Origin of the sequence: Rhizobium sp. BK456 (assembly GCF_014194045.1) — a bacterium.
Classification (GTDB): Bacteria; Pseudomonadota; Alphaproteobacteria; order Rhizobiales; family Rhizobiaceae; genus Rhizobium; species Rhizobium redzepovicii.
The window spans coordinates 160,675-177,435 of record NZ_JACIAO010000003.1 but is presented as its reverse complement, the minus strand read 5'-3'; the positions used below and the strand labels follow the sequence as shown (position 1 = coordinate 177,435).

Annotated in this window: 13 protein-coding genes and 1 pseudogene; 13 read left to right on the top strand and 1 reads right to left on the bottom strand. The window is 61.5% G+C overall.

Features of this window, described 5'->3' with window-relative positions:
• The 3 genes and pseudogenes from FHX03_RS10430 to FHX03_RS10420 form a co-directional block, all read left to right on the top strand.
• Positions 1 to 3,093: pseudogene (locus FHX03_RS10430) on the top strand (calcium-binding protein); the annotation flags it as partial.
• An 81-nt stretch (positions 3,094 to 3,174) separates the two neighbouring features.
• Positions 3,175 to 3,474: a VOC family protein gene (locus FHX03_RS10425; RefSeq protein ID WP_239620312.1), complete on the top strand. Its 300-nt coding sequence runs from the start codon at positions 3,175 to 3,177 to the stop codon at positions 3,472 to 3,474.
• A gap of 193 nt (positions 3,475 to 3,667) precedes the next feature.
• Positions 3,668 to 4,282 (top strand): GntR family transcriptional regulator, encoded by a 615-nt coding sequence (locus FHX03_RS10420; protein WP_097628937.1) that lies wholly within the window; start codon positions 3,668 to 3,670, stop codon positions 4,280 to 4,282.
• 50 nt (positions 4,283 to 4,332) lie between these two features.
• Here the strand turns inward: FHX03_RS10420 and FHX03_RS10415 are convergent, their stop codons facing one another.
• Positions 4,333 to 5,145 (bottom strand): ferredoxin--NADP reductase, encoded by an 813-nt coding sequence (locus FHX03_RS10415; protein ID WP_097628936.1) that lies wholly within the window; start codon positions 5,143 to 5,145, stop codon positions 4,333 to 4,335.
• Positions 5,146 to 5,491: 346 nt separating this feature from the next.
• Here FHX03_RS10415 and pcsA point away from each other — a divergent pair, with 346 nt between their 5' ends.
• The 10 genes from pcsA to yjfF all read left to right on the top strand — a co-directional run bounded on the left by pcsA (position 5,492) and on the right by yjfF (position 16,750).
• Positions 5,492 to 6,220: a phosphatidylcholine synthase gene (gene pcsA, locus FHX03_RS10410; RefSeq protein ID WP_097628935.1), complete on the top strand. Its 729-nt coding sequence runs from the start codon at positions 5,492 to 5,494 to the stop codon at positions 6,218 to 6,220.
• Positions 6,221 to 6,230: 10 nt separating this feature from the next.
• Positions 6,231 to 7,211, top strand: a complete 981-nt coding sequence (locus tag FHX03_RS10405; protein ID WP_097628934.1) for a quinone oxidoreductase family protein — start codon at positions 6,231 to 6,233, stop codon at positions 7,209 to 7,211.
• A 39-nt stretch (positions 7,212 to 7,250) separates the two neighbouring features.
• Positions 7,251 to 8,819: an ABC transporter ATP-binding protein gene (locus FHX03_RS10400; RefSeq protein ID WP_183853556.1), complete on the top strand. Its 1,569-nt coding sequence runs from the start codon at positions 7,251 to 7,253 to the stop codon at positions 8,817 to 8,819.
• 11 nt (positions 8,820 to 8,830) lie between these two features.
• Positions 8,831 to 9,913, top strand: coding sequence for an ABC transporter permease (locus tag FHX03_RS10395; RefSeq protein ID WP_183853554.1), 1,083 nt, complete (start codon positions 8,831 to 8,833; stop codon positions 9,911 to 9,913).
• Positions 9,910 to 10,830: an ABC transporter permease gene (locus FHX03_RS10390; RefSeq protein WP_183853552.1), complete on the top strand. Its 921-nt coding sequence runs from the start codon at positions 9,910 to 9,912 to the stop codon at positions 10,828 to 10,830. Before FHX03_RS10395 ends, FHX03_RS10390 begins: the two co-directional genes overlap by 4 nt.
• Positions 10,831 to 10,883: 53 nt before the next feature.
• Positions 10,884 to 11,960: a BMP family ABC transporter substrate-binding protein gene (locus tag FHX03_RS10385; protein ID WP_183853550.1), complete on the top strand. Its 1,077-nt coding sequence runs from the start codon at positions 10,884 to 10,886 to the stop codon at positions 11,958 to 11,960.
• A gap of 142 nt (positions 11,961 to 12,102) precedes the next feature.
• Positions 12,103 to 13,065: a galactofuranose ABC transporter, galactofuranose-binding protein YtfQ gene (gene ytfQ / locus FHX03_RS10380; protein ID WP_183853547.1), complete on the top strand. Its 963-nt coding sequence runs from the start codon at positions 12,103 to 12,105 to the stop codon at positions 13,063 to 13,065.
• Between the two features lie 186 nt (positions 13,066 to 13,251).
• A complete protein-coding gene (ytfR, locus tag FHX03_RS10375; RefSeq protein ID WP_183777703.1) occupies positions 13,252 to 14,775 on the top strand; it encodes a galactofuranose ABC transporter, ATP-binding protein YtfR in 1,524 nt (507 codons plus the stop codon).
• Positions 14,772 to 15,785: an ABC transporter permease gene (locus FHX03_RS10370; protein WP_183853545.1), complete on the top strand. Its 1,014-nt coding sequence runs from the start codon at positions 14,772 to 14,774 to the stop codon at positions 15,783 to 15,785. The genes ytfR and FHX03_RS10370 overlap by 4 nt, the downstream gene beginning before the upstream one ends.
• On the top strand, positions 15,782 to 16,750 hold the full coding sequence (yjfF, locus tag FHX03_RS10365; RefSeq protein WP_097628926.1) for a galactofuranose ABC transporter, permease protein YjfF: 969 nt from the start codon (positions 15,782 to 15,784) through the stop codon (positions 16,748 to 16,750). The genes FHX03_RS10370 and yjfF overlap by 4 nt, the downstream gene beginning before the upstream one ends.
• Positions 16,751 to 16,761 lie beyond the last annotated feature (11 nt).

Genomic DNA, 16,761 nt, shown 5'->3' with positions numbered 1-16,761 from the left:
GCGTTGGACAACATCATCACCGGCGGGATCGCCAACGATACCCTGGACGGCGGCGCCGGCAATGACCAGCTGTTCGGCGGCGCCGGCACCGACATCCTCATCGGCGGCGCAGGTAATGATGTGCTCCAGGGCGGCGACGGCAACGACAGCCTCACCGGCGGCGCGGGGGCAGATCAATTGGATGGCGGCACGGGCAACGATACAGCAGCCTATACCGGCCAGGTCACCCTTAATCTGAAGACCGGCGTCCATACAGGCGATGCGGCCGGCGACACCTTCAGCGGCATCGAGATGCTCAGCGGCTCGTCCGCCAACGACACTTTCGTCGGCAACGGCACTACTATCACCTTCAACGGCGGCGCCGGCACCGACATCGTCGATTATTCCACCTCGGCTGCGGCCGTCAACGTAACCCTTGGGGCCGCCGGGGTGACGACGGTTGCAACGGGCGGCGACGCTGAAGGCAACAGCCTCGTCAACATCGAGCGAGTCGTAGGATCGTCCTTCGCCGACACCTTGGGCTCTTCCACGTCTGGACACACCCTCGTCGGCGGAGCGGGAGACGATATCTATCTCGTCGACAACCAGGGCGTCACCATCGTCGAGGCCGCTGGCGAAGGTACGGACGAGATCCGTACCACGCTGACAACCTTTTCAATGGCGAACTACACCAATGTCGAGCGGGTGACCTTCACCGGCACCGGGGCAGTGAACCTGACCGGCGGCGCCGGCGATGACATCCTCATCGGAGGCGCGGCCAATGATATCCTGGACGGCGCCGGCGGGAACGATACCCTGATCGGCAGCGGGGGCGCCGACCAGCTGATCGGCGGCACAGGGACGGATACCGCCAGCTATGCCAATGCGGCGGCTGCGATCACGCTTAATCTGAAGACCGGGGTCCACACCGGCGACGCCGCCGGCGACACCTTCACCGGCATCGAAGCATTCGAGGGCTCGAGCTTCGACGACACCTTCTTCAGCTCAGCTTCGGCAGATAATCTGAATGGCGCAGCAGGCACTGATACGATTGACTATTCGCTCTCCAGTGCTGCGGTAAACGTCGATCTGACGACCAACATCGTTAGCGGTGGCGATGCGGCGGGGGACGTTCTCGCCAATTTCGAGCGGGTCATTGGCTCTTCCTTCGCCGACACCCTGGGCTCGTCGACATCAGGACACAGCCTCGTCGGAGGAACCGGAGATGATATCTATCTCGTCGGCAACCAAGGCGTGACGATTACGGAGGCTGCTGGAGAGGGTACGGACGAGATCCGCACTACGCTGGCAACCTATTCGATGGCGGCTTTCGCCAATGTCGAGCGGCTGACCTTTACCGGCACCGGCAACGCGACCCTGACCGGTAATAGCGGCAATAACGTCATAACCGGTGGAACCGGCAATGATACGCTGAATGGCGGCGCCGGAGCCGATCAACTGATCGGCGGTGCGGGCACGGATACCGCCAGCTATGCCAATGCGGCGGCCGCAATCACTATCAATCTGAAGACTGGCGTCCACATTGGCGACGCCGCCGGAGACACCTTCAGCAGCATTGAGACGTTCGTCGGCTCTTCCTCCAAGGACACCTTCGTTGGCAACGGCACAGCCGTCACCTTCAACGGCGGTGTCGGCACCGACACCGTCAGCTATTCCTCTTCGGCTGCAGCGGTCAGCGTGATCCTTGGGGCTAGCGGAGTGACGGCCATCGCATCGGGCGGCGACGCGGAGGGCAACAGGCTCGTCAGCATCGAGCAGGTCATCGGTTCGGCCTTCGCAGACACGCTCGGCTCGACCGCCACGACCACCCAGACGCTGCAGGGCGGCGGCGGCAACGATACCTATGTTGTCAGCTCCCAGAACATCGTCATCACCGAATCGGCAGGCGGAGGCGACGACGAGATCCGCACCACTGCGACCTCCTACTCGATGGCGGCCTACGCCAATATCGAGCATCTCACCTTCACCGGCGCCGGCAACGCGACCCTGACCGGCAATGCCGGCGACAACGTCATAACAGGTGGAATAGGCAACGATACGCTGATCGGAGGTGCCGGAGCCGACCAGTTGATCGGCGGTGCGGGCGCGGATACCGCCAGCTATGCCAATGCGGCGGCGGCAATCACTCTCGATTTGAAGACCGGGGTCCATACAGGCGACGCCGCCGGCGACAGCTTCGACAGCATTGAAGCTTTCGTAGGGTCGAACTTCAACGACACCTTCTTCAGCTCAGCTTCGGCGGACAATCTGAATGGCGGAGCGGGCACTCTGGATACGATCGATTATTCGCTCTCCAGCGATGCGGTAGATATCAACCTGACAACCAAGGTCGTCAGCGGTGGCGACGCGTCAGGTGACGTTCTGGCCAATTTCGAGCGGGTCGTTGGCTCCTCCTTCGCCGACACCCTGGCCTCTTCCACTTCGGGACACGCCCTCGTCGGAGCCGCGGGAGACGATATCTATCTCATCGACGCTCAGGGTGTGACGATCACGGAGGCTGCAGGAGAGGGGACGGACGAGATCCGCACCACACTGACAAGCTATTTGATGGCGAACGATGCCAACGTCGAGCGGCTGACTTTCACCGGCACCGGCAATGCAACACTGACCGGCAACACCGGCGACAACATCATCACCGGTGGAACCGGCAATGATACGCTGAATGGCGGCGGCGGAGCAGACCAGCTTCATGGGGGCAGCGGCGATGATACGCTCTTTAGCGGCACTGGCGATTTCCACCTCTATGGCGACGACGGCAGCGATACCTTGAACCTGATATTGGGCCAAGGTTTTGCAGATGGCGGCAACGACGGCGACAGCTACCATGTGAACATGGCTCTTGCTGCGACGATCAAGGACACTGGTGTCGAAGGAAGTGACGCGGTGTATCTGGACAGGGTTCTATCCTTGGCGGATTTGGATAACCTGAGAGTGGGGGATGATCTCGTTCTTCAATCTCATGCCGACGCGACGCCCGGCACAGGCTATGAAAACGCCACGGTGATACTGCAAGACTGGTACGCCGGAGCAAACAGCATCGAGTTCTTCTACCTTGCGGATGGCACGCAGGTTTCGGGAACTCTGTTCAGCTAAGTTTGGCCTGAGGCAACGCAGCCGCAGGAACAGCGGTTGCGTTGCACTCAAAGTAAACTTGAGGAGACATGAGGCGCCGTCATGCCGCTCAACAGGCTGGTGATCTACGCCGGGAACGTCGAGGAAACGGCGCGGTTTTATGAGAAGCACTTCGGATTTAAGGCGACCAGCTTGCCCGGCGATCGCATCGTTGAACTCGTCGCTCAGGACGGCGGCGCCAATATAATGCTTCATCAGGCCGCCAAAGGGCAGCGGGGCGGCCAATCCATCGTCAAGCTTGTATTCGACGTGGACGCCAACCCCGCTCTCTGTCCTCCTCGGCTTTGGGCCGAGGATCCATGCCATTACCGCTGGTGGATGTGGTGTGGATGCTCGGCTTAAGGCCGAGCATAACGGAGGTGGGGCGAGGGAAGGGAGTTCTTTTGCGGCGTAGACCACCAGGTCAGCAATCGCATTCGTCGAATTCACACCGCTGTTATCTCTTTGTCTCTATTCCGATATTTCAATGCCGACTTGTCTTCGGCTTTTCGCCGTGCGACAAGGTGATATATCAGATCGGCAGCGGATTTTCAGCATGCAGACCTCACAGAGCCATCTTGCCTATCTTGCGCTGGAACACCTGATCGTCACACTGGCGCTGAAGCCCGGGGCGCTCGTCACCGAAAAACAGCTGATCGATATGGCGGGCCATGGGCGGACGCCGGTGCGGGAGGCCATTCAGAAGCTCGCCTGGCAGGGGCTGATCTTGGTAAAGCCGCGCGTCGGGCTGCAGATTGCCGAGATCGCGCCGGAGGATCATGGCAATGTCATGCAGGTGCGCCGTGAACTGGAGCCGATCGCGGCAAGCCTCGTTGCCGAGCATGCCACGGACGAACAGCGCGGGCGCCTCGGCGACTGCGCCCGGGCCATGGACAAATGCGCCGCCACGGGCGATCTCGCCGGCTTCTTTGCCGCCGACAAGACCTTCGACGAAATCCTCGAAGAGGTCTGCCCGAATGGTTTTATCACCGCGGCGCTCGGCCCGGTGCAGACGCATTCGCGTCGCCTCTGGTACTCCACCGCAAACCCGGAGCGAATGGATCGCGCCATCGCATTGCATGTCGCTGTCATCCAGGCCATCCACCGAGGCAAGCCGGATGCGGCGCGCGCCGCGATGGCGATGCTGATCGACTATCTCGCCCAGACATAAAAACGGCCCCGTTTCCGGAGCCGTTGTCAGGTCTGATTGTCGGAAAAACCTCAGCCGACGAAAGCGCGCTCGATGACGAATTCGGCGGGCTTGCTGTTGGCGCCTTCGTTGAGGCCGGCCTTTTCGAGCAGTTCCTTGGTGTCCTTCAGCATGGCCGAGGAGCCGCAGATCATGCCGCGGTCGATCGCCGGGTCGAGCGGCGGTACGCCGAGATCGGTAAACAGCTTGCCCGACGAGATCAGGTCGGTGATGCGGCCGCGATATTCGAAATCCTCGCGCGTGACGGTCGCATAATGGCGCAGCTTGTCGCCGACCACTTCCTTCAGCAGCTCGTCATTCTGGATCTCGTTGACGAGGTCGAAGCCGTATTGCAGCTCGGCGACATCGCGGGTGGTATGGGTGAGGATGACTTCCTCGAACTTCTCATAGGTCTCGGGATCGCGGATCAGGCTGGCGAAAGGCGCAACGCCCGTTCCCGTCGAGAACATGTAGAGACGACGGCCTGGTGTCAGCGCATCGAGCACCAGCGTGCCGGTCGGCTTCTTGCGCATCAGCACCTGATCGCCCGGCTTGATCGCCTGCAGATGCGAGGTCAGCGGGCCATCCGGCACCTTGATCGAGAAGAATTCAAGCTCTTCGGCCCAGGCGGGGCTGGCGATCGAATAGGCGCGGAAGACCGGTTTGCCCTCGACCATCAGGCCGATCATCGCGAATTCGCCGGAACGGAAACGGAAGCCCTGCGGCCGGGTCATCGTGAAGCGGAAGAGCCGGTCCGTATAGTGCGTGACATCGAGCACCGTCTCGGCATAGACGCCGGCGGGGATGGACAAGGCGAAGTCTTCGGTCTTTGCAGGCGCGTTCATTTCGGTAGCGGATCCCGTTTCGTCGGATGAACAGTCGGATGCGAGCGAGATATTACAAATCGGGCCGGAATTAAAGGCATTCCATTCCACGCGACGCTTCTAAAGGGAAATATGCATGTCATCGTCAGGATTCAATGGCTGGCGGGGAATGTCGTATTTCCCGCTGGCGAAGCCCGGCAAAGGATGCATATTAGAGCAGCACGCCGGAAACGGATGCCGGTTTTCGGCAAAAATGGTGCGACAACAAAGACCTACGGCGTCGAACCCGATTCAGCAACAGGGTTCGGCGATGGTGGCGAAAAAAAGATGCTTGCCGGGGCGAGCGCGATAGGGCGGTCGGGGGAATATGAAGATTTTCAACTACAAGCGTGTTCCTTATGCGGAGATGCGCGCCTTTTCCGTCCATATCCTGACGGCATCCGGCTCCTTCCTTGCCTTTCTCGGCGTCGTTGCCGCCGCCGAACACCGCTTCATCGACATGTTCTGGTGGCTGGGCCTCGCCCTTCTGGTTGACGGCATAGACGGGCCGATCGCCCGCAAGGTGCGCGTCAAGGAAGTGCTGCCGAACTGGTCGGGCGATACGCTCGACAATATCATCGACTACGTCACCTATGTGCTTCTGCCGGCCTTCGCGCTTTATCAGAGCGGCATGATCGGCGAGCCCTGGTCCTTCGTCGCCGCCGGCATGATCGTCGTCTCCAGCGCCATCTACTATGCCGATATGGGCATGAAGACGGACGAGTATTTCTTCTCCGGCTTCCCTGTCGTCTGGAACATGATCGTCTTCACGCTGTTCGTCATCGATGCGAGCGCCACGACGGCGCTCACTGTTGTCATCGTCTCGGTGGTGCTGACCTTCCTGCCGATCAATTTCCTCCACCCGGTCCGGGTCAAAAGGCTGCGCCCGCTCAACCTCGGCGTCTTTTTCCTGTGGTCGGCGCTGGGGATTTTTTCGCTGCTGATGCATTTCGACACGCCCGAATGGGCGCTCATTCTCTTTATCGTGACCGGGGTCTATCTTTACGTCATCGGCGCGGTGCTGCAATTCTTCCCCGCCCTCGGACGAAAAGCTTAGGACAAGCCAGATGACGAAAACGCAGGCGATTTCATTTTCGAGAACGGGCGGGCCGGAGGTCTTCGATTACGTCGAGCTCGATCTGCCGCCGCCCGCAGCCGGCGAGGTGCAGATCCGCCAGGCGGCGGTCGGCCTCAATTTCATCGATGTCTATTTCCGCAACGGCACCTATAAGGCGCCGCATTTGCCCTTTGTCACCGGCAAGGAGGGCGCCGGCACGGTGACGGCAGTCGGCCCCGGCGTTACCGATTTCAATATCGGCGACCGCGTCGCCTATGCCGGCGCCGACGGCGCCTATAGCGCCGAACGCAATATCGAGACGCGGCATCTGGTGCTTGTGCCTGACGGCATAGAACTCGAAACGGCAGCGGCGATGATGCTGAAGGGCATGACCGCCGAATATCTCTTGAACCGCACCTTCAAGGTCGGCCCGCAGACGGTCCTACTGTTCCACGCCGCTGCCGGCGGCGTCGGCCTAATCGCCGGCCAATGGGCAAAGGCGCTCGGCGCCACCGTCATCGGCACGGCGGGCTCCGAAGACAAGATCGAGCTGGCGCTCGCCCATGGCTACGACCATGTGATCAACTACAAGAGCGAAGACTTCGTCGCCCGCGTGCGCGAAATCACCGGGGGCAAGGGCGTCGATGTCGTCTACGATTCGATCGGCCGCGATACTTTTCCACAGTCGCTCGACTGCCTGAAGCCGCGCGGCCTTTTTGCCTCTTTCGGCCAATCCTCCGGGCCGATCGAGAACTTTACCCTGGCGATGCTGGCGCAGAAGGGCTCGCTGTTTGCGACGCGGCCGACGCTCTTCACCTACATCGCCGCCCGCCAGGAGCTGACCGACAGCGCCAAGGCGCTATTTGATGTTGTGCAAAGCAACAAAGTGCGTATCAATATCAATCAAACCTATCCCTTGCGTGAAGTTGGGCAGGCTCACGCGGATCTGGAAACAAGAAAAACAACAGGAACGACGCTGCTGATTCCATGAGATCCGAACGGACCGATCGGCAGAAGAAATGAGGGGAACGTGTCGCCATTGAATGTGCCGGAACCCGGTGCGTTGTTATCCGTCCAGAAGCTGACGAAGTTTTTCGGTGGCTTTGCCGCCTGCAATGAAATCGATCTCGATATCGCGCCGGGCGAAATTCACGCGCTTCTCGGCGAAAATGGCGCAGGCAAATCCACCCTGGTGAAGATGCTGTTCGGCGTGCTGGAGCCGACGCACGGGCATATCCTCTGGCAGGGCAAGCCGGTGTCGGTCGCCTCGCCGGGCGAGGCCCGCAAGCTCGGCATCGGCATGGTCTTCCAGCATTTTTCGCTGTTCGAGGCGCTGACCGTCGCCGAAAACATCGCGCTGTCGCTCGACGACTCCATCCCGATCGGCAAGATCGCCGAGCAGGCGAGGGCGCTGTCTCAAGCTTACGGCCTGCCGCTCGATCCGCATGCCCATGTCGCCGATCTCTCCGTCGGCGAGCGCCAGCGCATCGAGATCGTCCGCGCGCTGCTGCAGAACCCGAAGCTGATCATTCTCGACGAGCCGACCTCGGTGCTGACGCCGCAGGAGGCCGACCGGCTGTTCGAAACGCTGTTCAAGCTGCGCGCCGAGGGCCGCTCGGTTCTCTATATCAGCCACCGCCTGGAAGAGGTGCAGCGCATCTGCGATCGCGCCACGGTGCTGCGCCATGGCAGCGTCACCGGCGCCTGCGATCCGAAGCCGGAAACGCCGGCCTCGCTTGCCCGCATGATGGTCGGCAGCGAGGTGGCGAGCGTCACCCATCCCGAGCGGAGCGACAAGGGTGAGGTGCAGCTTGCCGTTGCCAACCTTTCGGTCGCACCCCGCACGCCTTTCGCCATGCCGCTGCGCGACGTCTCGATGGCGGTGCGCGCTGGCGAAATCCTCGCCATCGCCGGCGTCGCCGGCAACGGCCAGAGCGAGCTTTTCGATGCCCTCTCCGGCGAATATCCGGTCGCGTCGGCAGAAGCGATCGTCATTCGCAAGAAGCCTGTGGGCACGGAGGGCATCACCGCCCGCCGCCTGCTCGGCGCCGGTTTCGTGCCGGAGGAGCGGCACGGCCATGCCGCCGTCTCCGCCATGAAACTGTCTGACAATCTGGTGCTCGCCCGCAGCCAGTCGGACCGCAAGGCCTTTCTCGGCCTGCTCGGCATCATCCGCCATGGCGCGGTGAAATCTGCCGCACGGCGGATTTCCGAGGCGATGGATGTGCGCAAGAGCGGCGACGACCCGGCCGCAGGCTCGCTCTCCGGCGGCAATCTGCAGAAATTCATCGTCGGCCGCGAACTCGACCGCCAGCCGGCCGTGCTCGTCGTCAACCAGCCGACCTGGGGTGTCGATGCCGGGGCTGCAAGCCGCATCCGCCAGGCTCTGGTCGATCTGGCAAAGGCCGGCTCCGCCGTCGTCGTCATCAGCCAGGATCTCGACGAGATCTTCGAAGTGGCGACCGATATTGCCGTCATCTCCGAGGGACGCCTTTCCAGCCCGTTCCCGGCTGGCGAACTGACACGCGAAAAGATCGGCCTGCTGATGGGCGGCCTGCACCAGAGCGGTGGTGCCCCAGAGGCGCCGCATGCGCATTGAAGAGGCAGCCCATGCGCATTGAACTCGAAAAACGCCCCGACGTCTCGAAGCTCTATACCTTCGTCTCGCCGCTGCTGGCCCTTGTGCTGACACTGGTGTTCGGCGCCATCATGTTTGCCATGCTCGGCAAGGACCCTGTGGAGGCGCTAGACGCCTTCTTCGTCGAGCCGCTGCTCGAGGTCTGGTCTCTGCACGAACTGGCGATCAAGGCGGCACCGTTGATCCTGATCGCCGTCGGCTTGGCGGTCTGCTATCGCTCGAACAACTGGAATATCGGCGCCGAAGGCCAGTTCACCATCGGCGCCATCACCGGCTCCTATCTGCCGATCGTCTTCTACGACTGGCACTCGCCGCTTGTCCTGCCGCTGATGCTCATCCTGGGAGCGCTCGGCGGTGCGCTTTTCGCCGCCATTCCGGCGCTGTTGAAGGCGCATTTCAACACCAACGAAATCCTGACGTCGCTGATGCTGGTCTATATCGCCCAGCTCTTCCTCGACTGGCTGATCCGTGGCGCCTGGCGCGATCCGAAGGGCTTCAACTTTCCGGTCTCGCGCGATTTCGCGCCTGAGGCGGTGCTGCCGGCGATCTGGGAAGAGTCGGGCCGGGCCCATTGGGCCTTCATCTTCGCCCTCATTGCGGCCGTCGGCGCCTGGTTCATGCTGCGCTACACGCTGAAAGGCTTCGAGATCGTCGTGCTCGGCCAGTCGGAACGGGCAGGGCGGTTTGCCGGTTTCTCGTCGAAGAAAATGATCTGGTTCAGCTTCCTCTTCTCCGGCGCCCTTGCCGGCCTCGCGGGGATAGCCGAGGTCTCCGGCTCGATCGGCCACTTGCAGCCGGCGATCTCGCCGGGCTACGGCTTCACCGCCATTATCGTCGCCTTCTTGGGACGCCTCAATCCGCTCGGCATCATCGCATCGGGCCTGGTGCTGGCATTGACCTATCTCGGCGGCGAGGCCGCACAGCTGTCGCTCGGCGTTTCCGACAAGGTCACCCGCGTCTTCCAGGGGCTGCTGCTCTTCTTCGTGCTCTCCTGCGATACGCTGATCTATTACAAAATCCGCATCGTCTGGTCGCGGGTCAGGGGCGCGGCATGAGCATCTTCGAAGCAATTCTGCTGACCGTCATCACCGCCTCGACGCCGCTCGTCATCGCAGCGCTGGGCGAACTCGTCACCGAGCGCTCCGGCGTGCTCAATCTCGGCGTCGAAGGCATGATGATCATGGGCGCGGTCGCCGCATTTGCCGGAGCGCAAATGTCGGGCTCGCCCTATGTCGGCATGGTCTGCGGCATTGCCGCAGGCGCGATTTTCTCGCTTCTCTTCGCTTTCCTGACGCTGACGCTGGTGGCAAACCAGGTGGCAACGGGACTGGCGCTTACCCTTCTCGGCCTCGGCGTATCGGGCATGCTCGGCGAAGCCTATGTCAGCATGCCCGGCATTCGTCTGGGTGAGATCGTTATTCCGCTCCTCTCCGACATCCCGGTCATCGGCCATGTTCTCTTCCGGCAAGATCTGATCTTCTACCTGTCGATTGCGCTTGTGGTCGGCGTCAGCTGGTTCCTGTTCCGCAGCCGGGCCGGGCTGAAGCTGAGGGCGATCGGCGACAGTCACGCTTCGGCCCATGCGCTCGGCATTCAGGTTATCCGCACGCGCTATCTGGCGGTGATGTTCGGCGGCGCCTGCGCCGGTCTTGCCGGCGCCCAGCTGTCGCTCGTCTACACCCCGCAATGGGCGGAGAACATGTCGGCCGGACGCGGCTGGATCACGCTGGCGCTGGTGGTCTTTGCCTCCTGGCGGCCGTGGCGGGTCTTTGCCGGCGGTTATCTCTTCGGCGCGGTCACCATCCTTCAACTGCACGCGCAGGCCTTCGGTCTCGGCATTCCCTCGCAGTTTCTCTCGATGCTGCCCTATGCCGCGACTATTGTGGTTCTTATCATCATTTCTCATAATCGGCGCACGACGTTGATCAATACGCCCGCCTCGCTCGGAAAAGCCTTCGTGCCGGAGCGATAAGGCAAAGACAAAGACGGGTTTCCGCAAATAACTTCAAACCAACAGGGGTTACCATGAAGAAATACGCATTCGCACTCGCCGCCTCGGCTGCCGCCGTGATCGGCATCTCGTCGGCCGCTCAGGCTGCTGATAAGACGAAGGTCTGCTTCGTCTATGTCGGTTCGCACACTGATGGCGGTTATTCTCAGGCGCATGATCTCGGCCGCCAGCAGGTCCAGGCCGAATTCGGCGACAAGATCGACACGCCTTACCTCGAAAACGTGCCGGAAGGCCCGGATGCCGAGCGCGCCATCGAGCGTCTTGCCCGTTCCGGCTGCAAGCTGATCTTCACGACGTCCTTCGGCTTCATGGATGCGACGGTCAAGGTTGCCGCCAAGTTCCCCGACGTCAAGTTCGAGCACGGCACCGGGTACAAATCCGGCCCCAATCTCGCCACCTACAATTCGCGCTTCTATGAAGGCCGCTATATCCTCGGCCAGATCGCCGCTAAGACCTCGAAGAATCACGGCGCCGCCTACATCGCCTCCTTCCCGATTCCGGAAGTGGTGATGGGCATCAACTCCTTCGAGCAGGGCGCCAAGTCGGTCGATCCGAGCTTCAAGCTGAAGGTCATCTGGGTCAACACCTGGTTCGACCCCGGCAAGGAAGCCGATGCCGCCAAGGCGATGGTCGACCAGGGCGTCGACGTGCTGACCCAGCACACGGATACGACCGCGCCGATGCAGGTTGCCGAAGAACGCGGCATCCACGCCTTCGGTCAGGCATCCGACATGATCGCGGCAGGCCCCAAGGCGCAGCTGACGGCGATCGTCGATACCTGGGGCACCTACTACTCCAAGCGCGTCCACGCGCTTCTGGACGGCACCTGGAAGTCCGAGCAGAGCTGGGACGGCCTGAAGGACGGAATCCTGAAGATGGCGCCCTATACCAACATGCCTGACGACGTGAAGAAGATGGCCGAGGAAACCGAAGCCAAGATCAAGTCGGGTGAGCTGCATCCCTTCACCGGCCCGATCAACAAGCAGGACGGCACGCCCTGGCTGAAGGCCGGCGAGAAGGCCGATGACGGCACGCTGCTCGGCATGAATTTCTATGTCGAAGGCGTCGACGACAAGCTACCGGCGCAATAAGCAGTCTTCAATTCGCACGTGCGAAGGGCGCCCCTTGTGGGCGCTCTTTTTTGCTGCGCTGCATGCAAAGATTCCGATTTACAAAAGTAATACTATATGATTTTTTGACCGTGCGCCGCGAGACGCGGCTTGGGAGGAAATCATGAAATTGAAGACTGCACTTTTGAGTGCCACGATTCTTGCTGCCTGCATGTTTGGTTCGGCTTCGGCCGGCGGATTGACCGTCGGCTTCTCGCAGATCGGCTCGGAATCGGGCTGGCGCGCGGCTGAAACGACCGTAACCAAGGAGCAGGCCAAGAAGCGCGGCATCGATCTGAAGTTTGCCGATGCACAGCAGAAGCAGGAAAATCAGATCAAGGCTCTGCGCTCCTTCATTGCTCAGGGCGTCGATGCCATTCTCATTGCTCCGGTCGTCGAAACCGGCTGGGATGACGTTCTGAAGGAAGCCAAGGAAGCCAAGATTCCGGTCATCCTGCTCGACCGCACCATCAAGGCTCCTGATGATCTCTACCTGACGGCTGTCACTTCGGACCTGGTCCACGAAGGCAAGGTCGCCGGCGACTTCCTGGTCAAGACCGTCGGCGACAAGAAGTGCAACGTCGTCGAGCTGCAGGGCACGACCGGTTCGTCGCCGGCCATCGCCCGCAAGAAGGGCTTCGAAGAAGCTCTCGCCGACCACGACAACCTCAAGATCGTTCGCAGCCAGACCGGTGACTTCACCCGCACCAAGGGCAAGGAAGTCATGGAAAGCTTCCTGAAGGCCGAAAATGGCGGCAAGGACATCTGCGCTCTCTACGCCCATAACGACGACATGGCCGTCGGCGCCATCCAGGCGATCAAGGAAGCCGGCCTGAAGCCCGGCAAGGATATCCTCGTCGTCTCGATCGACGCCGTGCCGGATATCTTCAAGGCCATGTCCGAAGGCGAGTCCAATGCCACGGTCGAGCTGACGCCTAATATGGCAGGTCCGGCCTTCGATGCGCTCGATGCCTACCTGAAGGACAAGAAGGCTCCGCCGAAGTGGATCCAGACCGAATCCAAGCTCTACACGCCCGCCGACGAGCCGATGAAGGTCTACGAAGAGAAGAAGGGTCAGGGCTACTGATCTGATTTGACGCCGCTGCATAATCCTCAAATCGGGATCGATTTGAGGGTAGAATGATGCAGCATTCAAGCGCTGTAGAACCGCACCGGCCCATCATGGACCGGTGCGGAACTGCCTTGCCTCCTTGGGACGTCATGTCCGGCCGCGGCGCGGCTTTTGCCGTCAATATCAGGAAAACAGACCCTTATGATTCACGATTTCGAGAACGTTCTCGCGGCTTCCGGAATATCGAAATTCTTTCCCGGCGCAGTGGCGTTGGACAAGGTCGATTTCACGCTGCGCAAGGGCGAGGTGCACGCGCTGCTGGGCGAGAACGGTGCCGGCAAATCGACACTGATCAAATGCATCACCGGCGCTTATCATCGTGACGAGGGCAGCCTGACCCTCGACGGCCAGGAAATCAATCCGGCTAATACGCTCGCCGCCCAGAAGCTCGGCATCGGCACGGTTTACCAGGAGGTCAACCTGCTGGCCAATCTGAGCGTCGCCGAAAATCTCTTTCTCGGACGCCAGCCAAGGCGTTTCGGCATGACCGACGTGCGCGCGATGAACCGCAAGGCGCGCGATCTGCTCACCGGCTACGGCATCGATATCGACGTCACCGCCGAGCTTGGCCGCTTCTCCGTCGCCGTCCAGCAGGTGGTCGCCATCGCCCGCGCCGTTGATCTTTCCGGCAAGGTGCTGATCCTGGATGAGCCCACCGCCAGCCTCGACAACCAGGAAGTGGCGCTGCTCTTTCGCATCATCGAGGACCTGAAGAAGCGCGGTCTGGGCATCGTCTTCATCACCCATTTTCTCGAACAGGTCTATGCGATCAGCGACCGGATCACCGTGCTGCGCAACGGCAAGCTCGTCGGCACCCGCGACGTCGCCGATCTGCCGCGCCAGGGCCTGATCGCCATGATGCTCGGCCGTGAATTGGCGCATGTCGAGGAGACGGTACGGGAGCACAGCCTTGCGGCCGGCGAGGTCCGCTATCGTTTTGCCGGCTACGGCAAACGCGGCAAGGTCAAGCCCTTCGATCTTGATGTGCGCGCCGGCGAGGTGGTCGGTGTTGCCGGTCTGCTCGGCTCCGGCCGCACGGAAACCGCCGAGCTTCTCTTCGGCATCGAGCATGCCGACAGCGGCAGCGCCACGATCGACGGGCAGCCGGTGACGCTTTCCAGCCCGCGATCGGCCATCGAAAAAGGTTTCGGCTTCTGCCCCGAGGACCGCAAGACCGATGGCATCATCGGCGACCTGTCGATCCGGGAGAACATTGCCTTGGCGCTGCAGGCGCGCCGCGGCTGGACCCGGCCGCTGTCGCGCGCCGAGCAGAATGCGCTTGCCGACCGCTACATCAAGGCGCTCGATATCCGCACCACCGATCGCGAAAAGCCGATCCGGCTCCTCTCCGGCGGCAATCAGCAGAAGGCGATCCTGGCCCGCTGGCTGGCGACCAATCCGAAGTTTCTGATCCTCGACGAGCCGACCCGCGGCATCGATGTCGGCGCCCATGCCGAGATCATCAAGCTCATTGAGCAACTCTGCGCCGAAGGCATGTCGCTGATCGTGATTTCCTCGGAACTTGAAGAGCTTGTCGCCTATAGTTCACGTGTCATTGTCCTTCGCGACAGGCAGCATATCGCCGAACTCACCGGCGAACGTATCACCGCGGCGGGCATTGTCGAAGCCATTGCCGCCGCCGAACATAAGAAGGAGGATGCATGAGGTCCTCGCTGAAGGCGCTGGCTTATCGCCTGGCGCCGCAATTGATCGCGCTCGTTGTCATTCTTTTGTTGAATTTCATCACGTCGCCGCAGTTTTTTAATGTGGTTGTTCAGAACGACCGGCTTTACGGCAGCCTGATCGATGTGCTCAATCGCGGCGCGCCGGTGGCGTTGCTGGCGATCGGCATGACGCTGGTCATTGCCACCAAGGGCATTGACCTGTCCGTCGGCGCCGTCATCGCCATCTGCGGCGCCGTCGCCGCCTTGTCAATTGTCACCGGAAATTCAGTGGCCTACACCATTGTCCTGACGCTGGCGATCGGCATTGCCTGCGGCGTCTGGAATGGTTTCCTGGTGGCGGTCCTCAATATCCAGCCGATCATCGCTACGCTGGTGCTGATGGTCGCCGGCCGCGGCATCGCCCAGCTCATCACCGAAGGCGCGATCCTCACCTTCAACGATGACGGGCTGACCTTCTTCGGTAGCGGTTCCTTGGCGCTCCTGCCGATGCCTGTGGTCATCTGGCTGCTCGTCGCTTTGCTCGTCATCCTGCTCGTCCGCCGCACGGCGCTCGGCATGCTGATCGAGGCCGTCGGCATCAATCGCCGCGCCAGCACGCTCTCCGGCATCCAGACGCCGGTCCTGCTGATGGCCGTCTACATGCTGAGCGGTCTCTGCGCCTCGATCGCCGGCATCATCGTCGCCGCCGACATCAAGGGGGCCGATGCCAACAATGCCGGCCTCTGGCTGGAACTCGACGCCATCCTCGCCGTCGTCGTCGGTGGCAATTCGCTGCTCGGCGGGCGCTTCAGCATCCTCGGATCGCTGATCGGCGCGATGATCATCCAGGCGGTGAATACCGGCATCCTGTCCTCCGGCTTCCCGCCCGAATTCAACCTGATCATCAAGGCCGTCATCATTATCGTCATCCTCGTCATCCAGTCGCCGGCGGTGCAGTCGCTCGCCATCTTCGCCAGCCGCCGGCAGGGCGGAAGGGAGCAGTCGAAATGAACTCCAAATACCTGCCGCTGCTGGCGACCATCGTCATCTTCGTGCTCGCTTATGCCGGTTGCACGCTGCAATATCCGAACATGCTGTCGACCCGCGTCATCGGCAATCTTCTGACCGACAACGCCTTCCTCGGCATCGCCGCCGTCGGCATGACCTTCGTCATCATCTCCGGCGGCATCGATCTGTCGATCGGATCGATCATCGCCTTCACCGGCGTCTTCCTCGCGGTGATCCTGCAGAAGACCTCGATCCATCCGCTGCTGGCCTTCGCGCTGGTGCTGGTCATCACCACCGCCTTTGGCGCGGTCATGGGCGCAATCATCCACTATCTCGAAATGCCGGCCTTCATCGTCACGCTCGCCGGCATGTTCCTGGCGCGCGGCATGGCCTTCGTGCTCTCGATCGACAGCATCCCGATCGACCACGAATATTATTCGACGCTGACGAGCCTCTATTGGCGCCTGCCCGGCGGCGGCCGGCTGACGCTGATCGGCGCCATCATGCTTCTGGTCTTTGCCGTCGGCATTTTCATCGCCCAGCGCACCCGCTTCGGCACCAATGTCTATGCGCTCGGCGGCGGCCCGCAGACGGCCCGGTTGATGGGCGTGCCTGTGGGACGCACGACAATCCAGATTTATGCGCTGTCGGGCTTTCTAGCAGGCCTTTCCGGGATCGTTTTTTCGCTGTACACCTCTGCCGGATATTCTCTTGCAGCAGTCGGTGTCGAACTCGATGCCATCGCGGCGGTCGTCATTGGGGGGACGCTGCTGACCGGAGGAGCGGGATTCGTGGCGGGAACCTTCATCGGTATCCTGATCCAGGGGCTCATTCAGACCTACATCACCTTCGACGGCACTCTGTCGAGCTGGTGGACCAAGATTCTGATTGGGCTTTTGCTGTTTGCATTCATCCTGATGCAGAAAGCCATCCTGTTCGTTTCCAGTCTGAACAAGAGGTACGCCTGAGGGGAGAGGGA